Raw genomic sequence first — 14,693 nt, forward strand, 5'->3', positions numbered from 1 at the left:
TTCGGGATAGCGGATCGAGGCGACGGCGAGCCGCCCCGTCAGGCCCGTCACCTCATTCCGCCATCCCGCAGATAGGGGGGCGGGATCAACGCCGCCGGTTCCGCACATGGAACCGGCGGCGTTTCGCGTGCGCGGCTTCGGGGAATCAACCCGTGGGAAGGAGTACCCCATGTCACCCACGCTCATCCTGGTACTGGTTCTGGTCGCGGTCGCCGCGATCGGGCTGGTCGTCTGGTACCTGGCCCGCCAGAACAACATGAAGCGCCGCTACGGCCCCGAGTACGAGCGCCTGGTCGCCGGGTTCGGCCGCAAGGCCGCCGACCGCGAGCTGCGCGATCGCGAGCGCCGTCACGCCGAGCTGGACCTGCGTGAGGTCCCCGAGGACCGCAGGACCGACTACATCAACCGGTGGCGGCAGGTCGAGACGTCCTTCGTGGACGCGCCCGAGGCAGCCGTCCGCAAGGGCGAGGAGATCATCAACCGGGTCATCGCCGAGATCGGATACCCGATGAACGACGAGGACGAGACGCTCGCCCAGCTGTCGGTGGACCACCCGCGCACCCTCAGCGGCTTCCGCGACGCCCGCGCGCTGACCCGCCCGGGCCGGCACGGCATGGCCTCGACCGAGGAACTGCGCCAGGCCCTGGTGCAGCAGCGCGCCCTGGTCGCCGAACTGCTCGACAGCAAGGCCGAAGCCGGGAGGACCCATGCCTGAGCCCGAGCGCATCGCCGCCGAACAGCGGATCATGGAGGCCGAGAAGGCCCACAACCGCGTCAACGACGACGAAGTGGCCGCGACCGCCGAGGTCAAGCCCACCAATGAGCCGGAACGTCCGCCCGCGCCCGCCGACTTCGACCACGGCCCGGACGACGACCACGCCTTCCACAACGAGTTCACCGACGAGGCCGTCGCCGAGCGCGAGTCGCGCATCGAGGACGATCACCCGGACGCCGACGATCACCCCGACGACGAGCCGGGCGTGTACCGCTCCGGCGTCGCCCACGGCGAGTCTCTGGCCACCTCCAACGGCGAGGGACTGTGGCCCGCCGGGCTCCAGGACGCGCTGACCAAGCGCTGGCAGGACGTCCACCTCAGCTTCGTGGACGATCCCAAGAGCGCCGTCGACCAGGCCCTGTCCATCGTGGACGACGCCGTCCGCGCCCTCACCTCGCGCCTGGCGGCCCGCCGCCGCGAGCTGGGCGAGCTCGGCGAGGCCGATACCGAGGAGCTGCGGCAGGCCGTCCAGCGCTGCCACGCGCTCTTCGACGAACTCGTCCATTAGTGGCCCGCGTCACCCGCGGAACCTTCGTCCTCCCCGTGGCCTCTTCCCGTCGACACCTCTTCGGGAAGGGGCCACATGTCATCTCTCAAGGACTCCGGCCGCGCCGCCTCGCTGCCGGTCGCCGCCGTCCTGGCCGCCGACGCGGCCCTGCACCTCTACTGGACCACCGGGGCGACCTGGCCGGCCGGTGACGACCGGACGCTGTCCACCGCCGTCCTCGGGTTCGTCGCGCCGTTCACGCCGCCGGTGCTGATCCCCTTGGCGCTCATGCTCTCCGGCGCGGCGTTCGTGGCGTGGAAGGCCGCGCGCAGCCCGCGGACGGTCTACCGGCTGGGCGCCCTCGTCGTCGCCCTCGGCCTGGCCGCGCAGGTCCCGGTGCGGATCGGCTGGGCCTTCAGCGGCACCGGCCTGTTCCGTACCTTGAACATCGCGCTGTACCTGCCGCTGTGCGCGGTCCTGGCGGTGTGCGCGCTGATCGTGGCGCGGCCGAAGTGGCCGGGCCGGGCGGCGGTGGCCGCGGTGGCCGCGCTCTCGAGCGTCCTGGCGCTGCTGGCGTACACGCCGATGGCCGCCGCCTCCGCCGAGGCCCGCGACTCCTATGTGGACACATCGGTCGCGCGCTTCCACTACACCCGCGCCGGGAGCGGACCGGCGCTGGTGCTGGTCTCGGCGGGCATGTCGAGCACGTTCTCCTGGTCCCCGCAGGCCGCGGCCCTGTCGGCGACCCGCACGGTCTACGTGGTGGACCTGCCCGGCCAGGGCTACACCGAGCTGCGCGACCCCGGTTTCGCCTACGACCTCCCGGCCATGGACGCCGCCCTCTCGGCCTTCCTGGACGCGCTGGGCCTGTCGCGCGTGGACCTCGGCGGCCACTCCTGGAGCGGCGGCTGGAGCCTCTACTTCGCCCAGCGCCACCCCGAACGCGTCGGGCGGCTGGTCCTGCTGGCGCCCTCCGGCCTCGACGAGCCCGACTCCTTCAGCTGGGAGATCCTGAAGAAGCCGGTGCTCGGCGAGCTCATCGTCAAGTTCGCCTACACCGAGGACGCCATGGGCGATGCCGTCGCGGCGATGTTCGCCCGCACCGAGCCGGGCCCGCAGATCGCCGCCGCCTGGTGGGATCCGCTGCGGCTGCCGGAGAACCGCCGCTCGATCTGGCTGCTGGAGCGCAATCTGGACTGGCGGCTCACCCAGGAGGCCATGCCCGCCACGAACACGCCGGTGCTGGTGCTGTGGGGCGGCGAGGACACCGTCCTGCCGGTGGCGCAGGCCGCGCGCTTCGGCGAGCTGCTCCCGTCGGCCACCGTCACCGTCGTCCCCGGCTGCGGGCACGCGATCACCCTGGACTGCCCGGCCGAGACGAACGCGGCCATGGCAGCCTTCCTGGCATGACGGACGCCGACGAGTCGCTGGTGCGGCGCGCCCAGGGCGGGGACACCCTCGCCATGGGCGCGCTGCTCGACGCGCTGACGCCCTACGTCACGCGGATCTGCGGGCCGATCGCGCTGTCGGCCGGGCCCGACGCCGCCCAGGAGGCGCTGATCCAGGTGTTCCGGAACCTGCGGCGGCTGCGGGAGCCTGCCGCGCTGTACGGGTGGGCGCGGGCCATCGCGGTGCGCGAGGCCGTCCGGGTGGCCACAAGGGACGCACGGGCCGCCCCGGCGGATCTGACCGAACTGCCCTCGCGCGGCGATCCCCTGCTGGGCAGCGACATCCGGGACGTGCTGCGGCGGCTGTCGCCGGAGCACCGGGCGATCCTGGTACTGCGGGACGTGGAGGGGCTGGACGAGGAGTCGGCGGCGGCGCTGCTGGCGGTGCCCAAGGGGACGGTGAAGTCGCGGCTGCATCGGGCGCGGGAGAGTTTCAGGAAGGCGTGGTCGTCATGACCGAGATTGATCTGGACCCCGTGCGCCGTCTGCGGATCCTGGCGGCGGGCGTGCCGGGCGCGGCGGTCACCGAGCGGGTCGTGGCCGCGCCCTTCGAAGAGGTGTGGGCGCTGGTCGCCGACTTCGAGGACGGCTTCGGGCGCTTCGAGCCCGACATGCGCGACGTGACAGTTTCGAAAGTGGACGGTGAGCGGGTGGAGCTGCTGGCCCGCAGCCGCTTCGGGATGCGCGCGCGGCTGTCGGGCGTCCACCGGCCCGGCTGGTTCTGGGCGCAGAGCCGCTTCCTGCTGATCGGCGTCGCCGCCCACCCCGAGGGCGAGGGGACGCGGGTGGCGCTCACCGGCGGGATCCGGATCCCCGGGCGGGCGGCGCTGGTGCCCTTCGGCGTGCGCCGGGCCGCGCGGGGATCCCTCGACCGGCTGGAGGCGCTGCTCAGCCCCGGGCCGCGCTGATCGCGGCGGCCAGTTCGGCGGCCACGTCCAGCCTCTGGTGCACTCCGTCGGCCACCACGAGCCGCCCGCCACTCACCACATGGGACACGTCGGCCCCGGACGCGGCGAACACCACCGCCGCGACGGGATCGGCGAGCCCGGACCCGGCGGTGCGCACGGTGTCCAGCCGCACGGCGGCGAAATCGGCGTAGGCACCGGGCTTCAGGCCGTAGGCACCGAGCCCGGCGCTCCACGCGCCGCCCTCGGTGGCCGCCGCCAGCAGCTCGGCGGCGGTGTGGACACCGCGCTCGCCGGTGCCCAGGCGCGCGTTCAGTTCCACCGCCCGCGCCTCCTCCAGGAGGTCGATGACGGCGTGCGAGTCGCTGCCCAGCGACAGCGGGGAACCGGCGGCGATCAGTGCGGCGGCCGGTCCGATGCCGTCGGCGAGGTTGCGTTCGGTGGTGGGGCAGAAGCACGCCCCGGTACCGGATCCGCCGAGCAGCGCGATGTCGTCGCCGGTGAGATGGGTGGCGTGCACGGCGGTCGTGCCGGGCCCCAGGACGCCGGTGTCGGCGCACAGCCCGGCGGGCGTGCGGCCGTGCACGGCGAGGCTGGCCGCGTTCTCCTTGGGCTGCTCGGAGAGGTGGATGTGCAGTGGTTCGCCGCGCTCGCGGGCGTAGGCGGCCACGGTCTCCATCGCGGCGGGCGGGCATCCGCGCACCGAGTGGATCGCGGCTCCCGCGTGCGGGGTGTCCACTTGGGACGCCCGCGCGGCCCAGGACTCGGCGTCGCCGTCCCCGAAGCGCAGCTGCGGGCCTTCGAGCGGCTCGCCGTCCACGGTGGACTGGAGGTAGCAGGTGTCCAGCAGCACCAGGCGGATCCCGGCCTCGGCCGCCGCGGCGGTGAGGGCGTGCCCCATCGCGTTGGGGTCGGCGTAGCGCTTCCCGCCGGTGTCGTGGTGCAGGTAGTGGAACTCGGCGACGGTGGTGATCCCGGCGGTGGCCATCTCGGCGTAGGTCGCGCGGGCCAGCGCGAAGTAGGAGTCGGGGGTGAGGTTGGCGGCCACCGCGTACATCTGCTCGCGCCAGGTCCAGAAGTCGCCGCGCCCGGCGTCGGTGTTGCCGCGCAGGGCCCGGTGGAAGGCGTGCGAGTGGGCGTTGACCAGGCCCGGGATCACGATCCCCGGCAGCCGGTAGGCGTCCCCGGGTTCGGCGTCGGTCTCCACCGAGGCGATCCGGTCGCCGGAGACGGTGACGGCCACATTGGACGCCACACCGGCGTCGGCGCCCAGCCAGGCGGCCGGGGCGAACCAGCGCGTCATCGGGCCAGGTCCTCCAGCACGCCCGCGAGGGCCTCGGCGCCGCGCAGGCAGTCGGCCATCTCGGCGAACTCGCCCGGGGCGTGCGAGACGCCGGTCGGGTTGCGCACGAACAGCATCGCGGTCGGCACGCTGGAGGCCAGCACGCCCGCGTCGTGCCCGGCGCCGGTGGCCAGCACCGGCACCTCGCCGAAGCCGCGCTCCTTGAGGGCGCCCGCCAGGCGGCCGCGCATGGCCAGGTCGAAGGCGACCTCGCCGGTGTAGGACTCGCGGGTCACGGTGACGGTGGTGCCGTCGCGGGAGGCCCGCTCGTGGGTGGCCTGCTCCAGCCCGGCCAGCACCGAGGCGAGGGTGTCCTCGGCCGCGGCGCGGGCGTCGATCCAGGCGCGCACGCGCGACGGGATCGCGTTGGTGCCGTTGGGTTCGCAGATGACCTTGCCGACGGTGGCCAGCGCGCCGGCCAGTTTCGCCTTCTTGCGCGCGGCCAGCACGGTGTTGGCGTAGGTGAGCATCGGGTCCACGCGGTCCTCGATGCGGGTCGTCCCGGCGTGGTTGGCCTCGCCGTCGAAGTCGAAGCGCCAGCGGCCGTGCGGCCAGATCGCCGAGCCGACCGCGACGGGCGCGTCCATGTCGACCTGCGCGCGGCCCTGCTCGATGTGCAGCTCGACGTACACACCGATGCGGTCCAGGCGGGACTGGTCGCGGCCGATGAGGGCCGGATCGAGCCCGGCGGAGGCCATCGCCTCGGCGACGGTGACACCGTCCCCATCGGACAGCGCGCGGGCCTTGGCGGGGTCGATCGCGCCGGTCAGCAGCCGGGACCCGAGGCAGGCCAGCCCGAAGCGGGCGCCCTCCTCCTCCACGAACGCCGCCACCCCGATCGGCTTGGCGGGCTTGAAGCCCCTGGCACGCAGCAGGTCCACCGCCGCGAAGGCCGACACGACCCCGAGCGGGCCGTCGAAGGCGCCCCCGTCGGGCACCGAGTCGAGGTGGCTGCCGGTGACCACGGCGTCCCCGGCGGCCGGATCGCCCCACCAGGCCCACAGGTTGCCGTTGGCGTCGGCGTCCAGGCTCAGGCCACGGGCGGCGGCGGCCTCGGCGAACCAGGCCCGGCACTCCAGCTCGGCGGCGCCGTAGCTGTAGCGGCGGTAACCGCCGGTGGCCTCGAAACGGCCCACGGGCGCCAGGTCGCGCCACATCTCCTCGACAGACATGGCCCTGAGACTAGTCAGCCGCCGAAGCCCACGGTGCTGGCCCAGCCGCCGCCGATCTGGTCCTGGACCTTCATGTGCAGCAGCTGGAAGCCCTCCAGTTGCCGCGCGTGCTTGAGGCCGCCCACCGAGACCGGGCGCAGCCCGCCGTCCACGGCCAGCTTCGCCACCGCCTCGCGCGACAGGTCGTCGTCCCCGGCGATGAGGACGTCCATCGGCGTGCCGTTGACCAGGTTCCCCGCGAAGGTCGTGTTGAACGCCTTGACCACCTTCGCGCCGGGCGCGGCCTGGGCGACCTGCTCGGCGGCCGAGGTGCCCTCCGGCGTGGTCAGGTCGTCGAAGGTCGCGAAGTCCACCGGGTTGGAGATGTCCACCACCAGCTTCCCGGCCAGCTGCGCCGCCCAGTTCCGCGCGATCTCGACGTTGGCCGGGTAGGGCACCGCGAGCACGACGACGTCGGAGTCCTCCGGGCCCTCGGCGATGTCGTGGCCGGTGGCGTCGCCGTCCAGCTCGGCGGCCAGGCCCTTGGCCTTCTGCGGGTCGCGGTCGGCGATGTGCACCGGATGCCCGCCGGCCAGCAGGCGTGTGCCGATCCCGCGGGCCATGCTCCCGGCCCCGACGATGAGGATGTCCATGAGTCCGAACCTATGGCGATACGCCCGATCATGAGCGGGTTTCGTGGATTTGGCGACGGGGCGCGCCCGTTTCCCGGCGTCCTCGCCGCCACCCCGCCGCGGCCCGTACCCTTTGAGCCATGTTCGCGGACACCGTCGTGGCGTGGGTCAACCTGGTGCTGCTCGCCGGGGTCATGCTCACCGAATCGATCGCCATCATCCACTGCGCCCTCCAGCGGCCCGACGCCTTCCCGGCGATCGGGGCGATGTCGAAGGGCACCTGGCTGGCGGTGCTGTTCGGGACACTCCTGTTCACCGCCCTGTTCTTCTGGTACGTGCCCTGGCTGGGGCTGCTCGCGGTGGTCGCGCCGACGGTCTACCTGGTGGACATCAGGCCCTCCATCCGCGACATCGGCTCCACCTCTTGGTGACCTTCCGGACCTCCGCCGGGGAACGCCTCGAACTGCTCGTCACCGGCACCGGCGAGCCCACCACCGTCTTCGCCCACGGCCTCGGCGGCTCCATCGCCACCACCCGCCCCTTCGCCTCCGGCGTGCGCGGCACCAAGGTCTTCCCCCACGCCCGCGGCCACGGCGCGTCCTCACGCGGGCCGATGGCCTACGAGGGCCTCGCCGAGGACCTCCGGGAGATCGCCGACGCCCACGACGCCACCCGCGCCCTCGGCGTCAGCATGGGCGCGGGCGCGCTGACCCGCCTCCTCGCCGACACCCCCGGCCGCTTCGAGCGGGTCGTGCTGGTCCTGCCCGCCGTCCTCGACGGCGGGCGCGCGCCGGAGACCCTCGACTACTGGGAGCGCGTCTGGTCGGCCGAGGACCCCTCGGAGCTGCTCGCCGAGGAGATCCCCGCCGAGCTGCGCGAGTCCGCCCCCGCGCGCGAGTTCGTCCGCGAGCAGGCCGCCGCCTTCACCAACCGGCGCGGCCGGCGGCTGCTGATGGAGCTGGCCGGGCGCAGCCCGCTGGCCGACGCGTCCGTCCTGGCGAAGGTGACGGTCCCGGTGCTGGTCATCGGCTGCGAGGGGGACCCGCGCCACCCCGCGTCCATCGCCCGCCGCGCGGCCGCGCTGATGCCCGCGGCCTCGGCGCACGTGTACCCCGAGCCGGGGATCATGTGGCGCTACCGAAGCGACCTGCGCGCGCGTGTGAGCGAGTTTCTGAACGCTTGAGCCGACCACGTACCGTTATTCCATGCAGCCCCCTCAGCCCGCGCAGCCCAGGCGCGGTGTCCTCGCCCAGTTCTTCCACGGATTCCGGCTGGCCGGACGCGGCTTCGGGATGTGGGTCCGCCGTCCCAAGCTGATGCTCCTCGGCGCCATCCCCGCGCTGATCACCCTGCTGCTCTTCGGCGCCGGGTTCGTGGCGCTGCTGATGAACATCGACGACCTGTCGGCCTGGGTCACCTGGTTCGCCGACGACTGGGCCACCGGCTGGCGCACCACCGTCCGCGTCCTGGCCGGCGTCGCCGCGGTCGGGCTGTCCGGGCTGCTCACCGTCCTGCTCTACACCTCGATCACGATGATCGTCGGCGACCCCTTCTACGAGGCGATCTCCGGCGAGGTCGAGAAGATGTGCGGCGGCGTCCGCGGCGAGGTCGAGGTCGGCTTCTGGCGCGGGCTCGGCAAGGCCGTCGTCGAGGCCGTCCGCCTGCTGATGCGCACCGCCATCGTCGGCCTGCTCCTCTTCGTCCTCGGCTTCATCCCCATCGTCGGGCAGTTCGTGGTGCCCGTGATCGGCGTCCTGGTCACCGGCTGGTTCTTCACCGTCGGCATCGTCGCCGTCGCCTTCACCCGCCGCGGCGTCGACTACCCCGAGCGCCGCAAGCTGCTGGCGAAGAACCGCGCGCTGTCGGTGGGCTTCGGCACCGGCTTCGTGCTGCTCTTCTTCGTCCCGGGCGGCGCGATCCTGGCGACCCCCGCCGCCGTCGCGGGCGGGACGCTGCTGGCGCGGGAGCTGTTCGGTGAGCCGTCGGTGGCGCTGCCCCGCGGGGCGATGCCGGTGACGGGATACCCGCAGGGGTACCCGCACCCGCAGGTCTCGCAGGGGCGGCCCGGGATGTACCCGCCGGTCCCGCAGCCCGGGACCTACCCGCCGCCCGCGGGCTCGGGCGGATACCCGAGCGTGCAGCAGGGGCCGCAGTCCTCGGACGTGTACCCGCCCCGGCGGCCCTAAGCCGTCGCCTCCTTCGCCCGCGTCCGGAACTCCTCGACGAAGATCCGCGAGGCGTCCTCCTCCTTCAGCGCGGGATCGGCCAGCAGGCGCTCGCACACCTTCATCCACGCCAACCCCGAGGCGGTCGTCAGGATCGCCGCCGTGCCCCCGCTGATCGCGGCCACGGCGATGTTCACGCCCGGCACGGACTTGCCGGCGGTCTTGGCGACGAGTTCGCCCACGAGCTTGGCCACGATGCGGCCGGAGGCGATGGTCGCGCCGCCGGAGAAGGCCACCGCCGCCACGCGCATGGTGCGGCGCTTGCCGAGGTTGACGCCGTAGGCGGCGCTCACGCGGGCGATCATCGTCATGATCACCGCGAGGACCCCGGCGTCCGACACCAGCGGGACGGGAACGGCGCCGGTGCCACCGGCGGCGGCCGCGGAGGCGATGACGATCTGGCGGGCCTTCTTGCGCTTCAGGTCGACGTCGACGCGCTGCGAGGCGATGAGCGCTTCGTGGACGGCGGCCGGAACGATCGGAAAGGTGGCCTCCAGGAGCTGCTTGAGGCCGTGCGCCGGCTGCCCGAGGTCCGCGTCACCGATCGAATTGACCATGAACACCTTCCCGCGCGGAGTGGTGGGCAGCTCCAGGCCGCGGATGTACTCGGCCAGCGCCAGGGCGTCCTTGTGGTACTTGCCCTCCCGGGTCAGCGGGACCTGCGTCAGCACCATCATCACCGGCAGCTGCAGGTCGGCCAGCGCGCGGACGAAGCGGGCGTGCCCGTCGAGGAAGCGGCGGCTGTAGAAGTTGCTCACGAACCAGACCACGTGGATGCGCTCCGACAGCGGCTTGGACCGGTTGTCGGCCACGATCCGGCGCAGCTCGCCGACGATGGAGTCGACGTCGCTGGAGTCGTCCAGGCCGAAGCCGCGGTTGTCGTAGATGCCCAGGGGCTCGGGCGGTCCGCCGTGGTAGGTGATGTGGCGGGTGATGGAGTCGCCGATGTCGGTCGCCGCGAGCTGCTTGCCGAAGACGGCGTTGATGAGGGTGCTCTTGCCCGCGCCGGTGTCGCCGAAGACGGCGACGTTGAACGTGCCGAGCGAGGAGAGCGCCTTCTCGTACTCGTCTTCGAAACGGTTGGCCAGGTCCCGGAAGTCGTACTTGTCGACTCTCATCCTTCGACGGTAGCCGCAGAAGGCCACCGGGGCGCCGGGTGAACGGCGGACGCCGTGACGTCCCCCACGAACCGGTCGTAAACGCCCAGGTCCCCCTAGGGGCCGCCCCGGATCTTCACCTATAGCTAGCGTTTCGCTTGCAGCTGCTAGCACTCCGGCCTACGCTTGGGTCATGGCCGCACGCGATATCGGAGAGTTCATCCGCGAGATGCGGAACAACGCCAAAGTGTCGTTGCGACAGCTCGCCGAGCAGGCCGGAGTGAGTAACCCGTACCTCAGTCAGATTGAGCGTGGCTTGCGCAAACCAAGTGCCGAAGTGCTCCAGCAGATCGCCAACGCGCTGAAGGTCTCGACGCCGTTGATGTACCTGCGGGCCGGGCTTCTCAACGACAAGGACGGGCCGGGGACGCTCGCCGCCATCGCCGGCGATCCCGATCTCACGACCCGCCAGAAGCAGACCCTGACCGAGATCTACGAGGCGTTCCGCCGCGAGAACGCCCGCGCGAAGGGCGAGGACCTCGCCGACGTGGGCGAACCCGTCGTGGTGACCGACGCCGACGTCGCCGAGGCCGCCACCGACGACGACCTCGCGGAGACCGACGTCGCGCCCAAAGCCCGCGACCGCAACCGCCGCCGCACCCAGACATCAGATTCACAGCCGTCCGAGGAGGACTAGAACCATGTCGGAAGCCAAGAAGCTCCCCAAGCCCGTTTACGCCGCCGCCGGTGCCGGCGAGCTCGCCCTTGAGCAGCTCCGCAAGCTCCCCGGCCGCCTCGGCGAGCTGCGTGAGAACGCCCGCCTTGAGGAGCGCCTGGGCAAGGCCCGCGAGAACCTCCGCGACGTCGGCGGCAAGGTCCGCGGCCTCGACAAGGACGGCCTCCGCGAAGCCGCGATGACCGCCGTCGGCGTCGCCGCCGCCACCGCCGCCAAGGCCCAGGTGAAGGCCCGCGAGACCTACGCCGACCTGATCGAGCGCGGCGAGCGCGTGGCGGCCGGTGAGCGCAGCCCGATCAAGGTCCGCGCGACCATCGCCAAGCCGGAGGGCGCCGAGGCCCCCTCGGCCGCCGAGACTCCCGAGGCGAAGGTCGCCGAGGAGCCGAAGACCACCCCGCGCAAGCGCGCCCCGCGCGCGAAGAAGACCGACGGCGAGTAACCGGCCGGGCGGGACACGCGAGAAGCACGAAGGGCGGGCCCGATGGGCCCGCCTTTTCGGTGGGTGGGTGGGGCTCGCGCAAAGTCATCCACATTGAGCCCGTTATCCACAGGTTGTGGACATCAGCCGTTTGACACCCCGCGCGTGGGCCGAGTTGCGTTCGCCCCGAGGGGGCGGGCTTCGGGCCCCGCCGAAGAGGTGCGGTCTCAAGCCGGTGGCTCATGGGGCTGCTACCACCCCAAGCAGTGCGGTCTCGAACTCAGTGCCGCCTCAACCCGGGTCCTCCCTCAGCCCGGTCCGGGCTCGACCGGGTGTCGCCTCGACGCGCGTCCGGCTTCAACCGGGTCCCGCCTCAACGCGGAACGCGGGCCTTAGGGCCGCCGGGGCGGGTCGGGGCTCACGGACCCCGCCCACCTCAGCAGCAGTCACACCCCGCCGCGCACCCACACGCGTCTGGCTCCGTCGCGAGGCGCGGGCCCGGCGCGCAGCATCCCTCGCCGCGCCAGGCCTCCCGTCCCTCCTTCACCGCCACCGCCGCGATGACCAGCGCGGCCACCGGGTCGGCCCACCACCAGCCGAGCAGCGCGTTCACCGCGAGTCCCACCAGCAGGACCGCCGACAGGTACGTGCACAGGAGCGTCTGCTTGGAGTCGGCGACGGCGCTGGCGGACCCGAGCTCGCGCCCGGCGCGGCGCTGGGCGTAGGACAGTCCGGGCATCACCGCCAGCGACACCGCCGCCAGCACGATGCCGACGGTGGAGTGCTCGGCGCGGTCGCCGCCGATGAGGGCCCGGGCCGATTCGACGGTCACGTAGGCGGCCAGCGCGAAGAAGGACACCGCGATGATCCGCAGGGTCGTCTTCTCCCGCGCCTCCCGCTTGGCGTGCGAGCGCGCGGAGAACTGCCAGGCGACGGCCGCCGCGGAGGAGACCTCGATGACCGAGTCGAGCCCGAAACCGACGAGCGCGGTCGACGAGGCGATCGTCCCGGCGGTGAGCGCGATGACGGCCTCGACGAGGTTGTAGGCGATGGTCGTGGCGACGAGGACGCGGACGACGCGCGTGAGCCGCGCCCGGCGCGCGGGAGTGGGGCCGGTGAGCGAGATCGGCGTCCCCATCAGCAGCAGTCCGCTCCGGCGGCGGCGTCGGCGCAGGTCACGTCGTGCCGCACGGCGATGACGGCCGACAGCACATCGCCGATCGCGTGCCCCAGGCGCGCGTCGGTGAGCTCATAGCGGGTGCGGCGGCCCTCGGGGACGGCGGCGACCAGGCCGCAGTCGCGCAGGCAGGCGAGGTGGTTGGACAGGCGCGTCCGCGAGACGCCGATGGCCTCGGCCAGCTCGGCCGGGTAGCCGGGCGCCTCGCGCAGGGCGAGCAGGACGCGGGCGCGGATGGGATCGGCGAGCGCGCGCCCGAAGCGGGCGAGGGCGTCGACGTCGGTGGCGAGGGTCGGCACAGGGCGACAGTACAGGATTTCCTGGATTCAGGGAATCCTGTAGTGACGTGCCCCGACCAGGGGTCGACCCGGGGCGGGCCGGGACTGTGCCGTGACGACCACCGGGACCAGGCCACCGGCGACTACCGCCGCCGGGACCGGCACTTCGCGCGAGGGCCGAGTCGGGCGGGCTGGTCGCCGAGGCTCGATGGCCCGGCGAGGACGGAGGGCGGGCGTAGGCCGGGTGGGCTCGGCGAGCCAAAGCAGAGCCGAGCGGAACCGGGCGCACAGGCCCGACGGCCCGGGGAGCGTAAGCCCAGTGGCTCGGCGAGCCGAGACTCAAGCGCAGGCGAGCACGGCAAGCCAGGCCAGGCCACCAGGGCCCTACGGCCCCGGCGCGTAAGCCGGGTGAGCCCGACGCCCCCGGGCAGCGCCCGATGTCCCGTTCCGCCCGGCACGTGTACCCGGCGGGCACGACGACCCCAGCGGGCCCCCGTCGCCCCACCCCTCGCCCTAATCCCCCAGCCGCAGCGGCCACCTCCGGTCCACGCTCTCCTCGCGCCCCTTGCTGCGGAAGAACCGCTCCAGCCCCTCCGCGTCCGCCGCGTGCCAGCGGACCTGGGCGGCGTGCAGCGCGGTGGCCTCCATGCCGCCCACGCGGGGGTGGCGGCGGCCGATGGCGCGGCACAGTTCGACGGCCGCGCCCGCGTCCCCGTCGGCGGAGTGCGCGCGCTGGAGGGGGATGTCGTACACGGCCGTCACGTCGGTCAGGGTGCGCTTGCCCTTGCGGTAACGGTCGGTCTCCTTGTCCAGGACGTAGGGGTCGAGCACGACCATGGCGTCCCAGTCGGGTTCGGCCAGTCCGTGCCGGCGCAGCTCGCAGGCGAGCATGGTCAGGTCGAAACCGGCGCGGTAGACGACGACGGGCGTGCCCGCCGCGACGGCCGCCGACAGCTCGGCGGCGATCTCGGCGAGGGCCTCGGCGGCCGGGGCGCCCTCGGCGCGTGCGCGTTCGGTGGTGACGCCGTGGACGGCGGCGGCGCCTTCGGGGATCTCCACGCCGGGGTCGACGAGCCAGGTGCGCGAGACGGAGCCCACCAGGGCGGCGGTGACGATCCGGTCTTCGAACGGGTCGGTGCCGGTCGTCTCCAGGTCGAAGCCGACCAGTGAGCCGGTGGCCCAGCTGGACTCCGCCATCAGCTCATCGAGCCCGCCAAGGGTGAAATCGGTCATGCCGCCCAGGCTAGACGAGGGCTGTGACAAGCACTCAGCCCGTGCGCAAGGCGGACAGAAGTCCGGCGTCCCCTTCGATGGTCAGGACGTCGAAGGGCACGCGGCCCATCAGCGACAGCATGATGTCGCTGGCGGGGCCGGAGGCGATGACCTGCGGCCGGTGCTCGTCGGGCACCAGCGTCGCGGTGTCCAGCAGCGCCAGTCCCTCGCCGCGCACGCGCACGAACCACTCGTTGCCCTCGGTGTCCACCAGCTGCACGAGCCCCTGGCGGTCCAGTGGTCCCTTGCGGCGCCCGGCGGGCAGCCACGCGTCGAAGATCTCGTGGACGCCCTGCTCGGCCAGCTCCTGCTCGATCGGCTCGGGCTGGTTGATGCTGACCTGAAGGTCCCAGCGGTGCACGGCGGTTTCGGTGGCGGCCCGGCGCGGCCAGAACGAGGCGAGCTTGGCCGCCGGGGCCCAGTTCCACACCGGGGTGTCCGGCGGGGTGACGCGCAGGGCGTCGACGAGGGCGGTGTAGCCGCTGTCGTAGAACGCCAGGACGTCCTCGGGGAACTCGTTGGTGAAGGCCGGGGCCGGTTCCAGCGACCGCCTTCGCAGGACGCCCTCGATGCGCCGGAAGACCGCGCCCATGTGCCCGACCAGGTCGCCGATCGTCCAGCCCGGGCACGGCGGCACCGGCCCGGAGGGATCGACGCCCTCCAGGGTGAAGGACGCGCGGAGGGCGGCTGCCTCGCGGTCCAGCGCGGAGAGGTAACGGTCCAGGTCCCAGGTGCTCATGAGAAGCCACG

Annotated in this window: 18 protein-coding genes; 10 read left to right on the plus strand and 8 right to left on the minus strand. The window is 73.1% G+C overall.

The window, feature by feature from the left end:
- Positions 1-169: 169 nt before the first annotated feature.
- The 5 genes from QSK10_RS10805 (at position 170) to QSK10_RS10825 (ending at position 3,618) form a co-directional block, all read left to right on the plus strand.
- On the plus strand, positions 170-715 hold the full coding sequence (locus QSK10_RS10805) for a hypothetical protein (RefSeq protein WP_285662499.1): 546 nt from the start codon (positions 170-172) through the stop codon (positions 713-715).
- Positions 708-1,283 carry a hypothetical protein gene (locus QSK10_RS10810; protein WP_285662500.1) on the plus strand — a complete coding sequence of 192 codons (576 nt, stop codon included), beginning with the start codon at positions 708-710 and terminating at the stop codon, positions 1,281-1,283. The genes QSK10_RS10805 and QSK10_RS10810 overlap by 8 nt, the downstream gene beginning before the upstream one ends.
- Before the next feature lie 75 nt (positions 1,284-1,358).
- Positions 1,359-2,672, plus strand: a complete 1,314-nt coding sequence (locus QSK10_RS10815) for an alpha/beta fold hydrolase (protein WP_285662501.1) — start codon at positions 1,359-1,361, stop codon at positions 2,670-2,672.
- Positions 2,669-3,166 carry an RNA polymerase sigma factor gene (locus tag QSK10_RS10820; protein ID WP_285662502.1) on the plus strand — a complete coding sequence of 166 codons (498 nt, stop codon included), beginning with the start codon at positions 2,669-2,671 and terminating at the stop codon, positions 3,164-3,166. The genes QSK10_RS10815 and QSK10_RS10820 overlap by 4 nt, the downstream gene beginning before the upstream one ends.
- Positions 3,163-3,618 carry an SRPBCC family protein gene (locus tag QSK10_RS10825; protein WP_285662503.1) on the plus strand — a complete coding sequence of 152 codons (456 nt, stop codon included), beginning with the start codon at positions 3,163-3,165 and terminating at the stop codon, positions 3,616-3,618. Before QSK10_RS10820 ends, QSK10_RS10825 begins: the two co-directional genes overlap by 4 nt.
- On the opposite strand, the gene QSK10_RS10830 is transcribed toward QSK10_RS10825, so the two are convergent.
- The 3 genes from QSK10_RS10830 to QSK10_RS10840 are packed head-to-tail and all read right to left on the minus strand — an operon-like array spanning position 3,599 to position 6,761.
- Positions 3,599-4,918 (minus strand): formimidoylglutamate deiminase, encoded by a 1,320-nt coding sequence (locus QSK10_RS10830; RefSeq protein WP_285662504.1) that lies wholly within the window; start codon positions 4,916-4,918, stop codon positions 3,599-3,601. The genes QSK10_RS10825 and QSK10_RS10830 overlap by 20 nt on opposite strands.
- Positions 4,915-6,129: an allantoate amidohydrolase gene (locus tag QSK10_RS10835; protein WP_285662505.1), complete on the minus strand. Its 1,215-nt coding sequence runs from the start codon at positions 6,127-6,129 to the stop codon at positions 4,915-4,917. The genes QSK10_RS10830 and QSK10_RS10835 overlap by 4 nt, the downstream gene beginning before the upstream one ends.
- A 14-nt stretch (positions 6,130-6,143) precedes the next feature.
- Entirely contained in the window at positions 6,144-6,761 is a 618-nt protein-coding gene (locus QSK10_RS10840) for an NADPH-dependent F420 reductase (RefSeq protein WP_285662506.1), read from the minus strand.
- A gap of 119 nt (positions 6,762-6,880) precedes the next feature.
- Between QSK10_RS10840 and QSK10_RS10845 the strand changes: the two genes are divergently transcribed.
- From QSK10_RS10845 to QSK10_RS10855, 3 genes are read left to right on the plus strand one after another with little or no spacing between them, the layout of a single operon-like run.
- Positions 6,881-7,171 (plus strand): DUF2516 family protein, encoded by a 291-nt coding sequence (locus tag QSK10_RS10845; RefSeq protein ID WP_285662507.1) that lies wholly within the window; start codon positions 6,881-6,883, stop codon positions 7,169-7,171.
- Complete coding sequence (locus QSK10_RS10850) at positions 7,168-7,923, plus strand: alpha/beta fold hydrolase (RefSeq protein ID WP_285662958.1); 756 nt, start codon at positions 7,168-7,170, stop codon at positions 7,921-7,923. The genes QSK10_RS10845 and QSK10_RS10850 overlap by 4 nt, the downstream gene beginning before the upstream one ends.
- 22 nt (positions 7,924-7,945) lie before the next feature.
- Entirely contained in the window at positions 7,946-8,926 is a 981-nt protein-coding gene (locus tag QSK10_RS10855) for an EI24 domain-containing protein (protein WP_285662508.1), read from the plus strand.
- Here QSK10_RS10855 and QSK10_RS10860 read toward each other — a convergent pair.
- Positions 8,923-10,083: a DUF697 domain-containing protein gene (locus QSK10_RS10860; protein WP_285662509.1), complete on the minus strand. Its 1,161-nt coding sequence runs from the start codon at positions 10,081-10,083 to the stop codon at positions 8,923-8,925. The genes QSK10_RS10855 and QSK10_RS10860 overlap by 4 nt on opposite strands.
- Positions 10,084-10,255: 172 nt before the next feature.
- Between QSK10_RS10860 and QSK10_RS10865 the strand changes: the two genes are divergently transcribed.
- Together QSK10_RS10865 and QSK10_RS10870 are read left to right on the plus strand one after the other, a co-directional pair.
- Positions 10,256-10,759 (plus strand): helix-turn-helix domain-containing protein, encoded by a 504-nt coding sequence (locus QSK10_RS10865; protein ID WP_349497680.1) that lies wholly within the window; start codon positions 10,256-10,258, stop codon positions 10,757-10,759.
- Between the two features lie 4 nt (positions 10,760-10,763).
- Positions 10,764-11,237, plus strand: a complete 474-nt coding sequence (locus QSK10_RS10870) for a hypothetical protein (protein ID WP_285662510.1) — start codon at positions 10,764-10,766, stop codon at positions 11,235-11,237.
- 415 nt (positions 11,238-11,652) lie between these two features.
- Here QSK10_RS10870 and QSK10_RS10875 read toward each other — a convergent pair whose 3' ends face one another.
- From QSK10_RS10875 to QSK10_RS10890, 4 genes are all read right to left on the minus strand, one after another.
- Positions 11,653-12,354, minus strand: a complete 702-nt coding sequence (locus tag QSK10_RS10875; protein ID WP_285662511.1) for a cation efflux transmembrane domain-containing protein — start codon at positions 12,352-12,354, stop codon at positions 11,653-11,655.
- Complete coding sequence (locus QSK10_RS10880; RefSeq protein WP_285662512.1) at positions 12,354-12,692, minus strand: ArsR/SmtB family transcription factor; 339 nt, start codon at positions 12,690-12,692, stop codon at positions 12,354-12,356. Before QSK10_RS10880 ends, QSK10_RS10875 begins: the two co-directional genes overlap by 1 nt.
- A gap of 492 nt (positions 12,693-13,184) precedes the next feature.
- On the minus strand, positions 13,185-13,904 hold the full coding sequence (locus tag QSK10_RS10885) for an exonuclease domain-containing protein (RefSeq protein ID WP_285662513.1): 720 nt from the start codon (positions 13,902-13,904) through the stop codon (positions 13,185-13,187).
- Between the two features lie 34 nt (positions 13,905-13,938).
- On the minus strand, positions 13,939-14,682 hold the full coding sequence (locus QSK10_RS10890) for a maleylpyruvate isomerase family mycothiol-dependent enzyme (RefSeq protein ID WP_285662514.1): 744 nt from the start codon (positions 14,680-14,682) through the stop codon (positions 13,939-13,941).
- Positions 14,683-14,693 lie beyond the last annotated feature (11 nt).

It is taken from the genome of Actinorhabdospora filicis, from assembly GCF_030269765.1.
GTDB lineage: Bacteria > Actinomycetota > Actinomycetes > Mycobacteriales > Micromonosporaceae > Actinorhabdospora > Actinorhabdospora filicis.

What these genes read in the sequence shown, in the direction of transcription:
- QSK10_RS10805 (WP_285662499.1), top strand. Translation starts at nt 170, where the DNA reads ATGTCACCCACGCTCATCCTGGTACTGGTTCTGGTCGCGGTCGCCGCG.
- QSK10_RS10810 (WP_285662500.1), top strand. Translation starts at nt 708, where the DNA reads ATGCCTGAGCCCGAGCGCATCGCCGCCGAACAGCGGATCATGGAGGCC.
- QSK10_RS10815 (WP_285662501.1), top strand. Translation starts at nt 1,359, where the DNA reads ATGTCATCTCTCAAGGACTCCGGCCGCGCCGCCTCGCTGCCGGTCGCC.
- QSK10_RS10820 (WP_285662502.1), top strand. Translation starts at nt 2,669, where the DNA reads ATGACGGACGCCGACGAGTCGCTGGTGCGGCGCGCCCAGGGCGGGGAC.
- QSK10_RS10825 (WP_285662503.1), top strand. Translation starts at nt 3,163, where the DNA reads ATGACCGAGATTGATCTGGACCCCGTGCGCCGTCTGCGGATCCTGGCG.
- QSK10_RS10830 (WP_285662504.1), bottom strand. Translation starts at nt 4,918, where the DNA reads ATGACGCGCTGGTTCGCCCCGGCCGCCTGGCTGGGCGCCGACGCCGGT.
- QSK10_RS10835 (WP_285662505.1), bottom strand. Translation starts at nt 6,129, where the DNA reads ATGTCTGTCGAGGAGATGTGGCGCGACCTGGCGCCCGTGGGCCGTTTC.
- QSK10_RS10840 (WP_285662506.1), bottom strand. Translation starts at nt 6,761, where the DNA reads ATGGACATCCTCATCGTCGGGGCCGGGAGCATGGCCCGCGGGATCGGC.
- QSK10_RS10845 (WP_285662507.1), top strand. Translation starts at nt 6,881, where the DNA reads ATGTTCGCGGACACCGTCGTGGCGTGGGTCAACCTGGTGCTGCTCGCC.
- QSK10_RS10855 (WP_285662508.1), top strand. Translation starts at nt 7,946, where the DNA reads ATGCAGCCCCCTCAGCCCGCGCAGCCCAGGCGCGGTGTCCTCGCCCAG.
- QSK10_RS10860 (WP_285662509.1), bottom strand. Translation starts at nt 10,083, where the DNA reads ATGAGAGTCGACAAGTACGACTTCCGGGACCTGGCCAACCGTTTCGAA.
- QSK10_RS10865 (WP_349497680.1), top strand. Translation starts at nt 10,256, where the DNA reads ATGGCCGCACGCGATATCGGAGAGTTCATCCGCGAGATGCGGAACAAC.
- QSK10_RS10870 (WP_285662510.1), top strand. Translation starts at nt 10,764, where the DNA reads ATGTCGGAAGCCAAGAAGCTCCCCAAGCCCGTTTACGCCGCCGCCGGT.
- QSK10_RS10875 (WP_285662511.1), bottom strand. Translation starts at nt 12,354, where the DNA reads ATGGGGACGCCGATCTCGCTCACCGGCCCCACTCCCGCGCGCCGGGCG.
- QSK10_RS10885 (WP_285662513.1), bottom strand. Translation starts at nt 13,904, where the DNA reads ATGACCGATTTCACCCTTGGCGGGCTCGATGAGCTGATGGCGGAGTCC.
- QSK10_RS10890 (WP_285662514.1), bottom strand. Translation starts at nt 14,682, where the DNA reads ATGAGCACCTGGGACCTGGACCGTTACCTCTCCGCGCTGGACCGCGAG.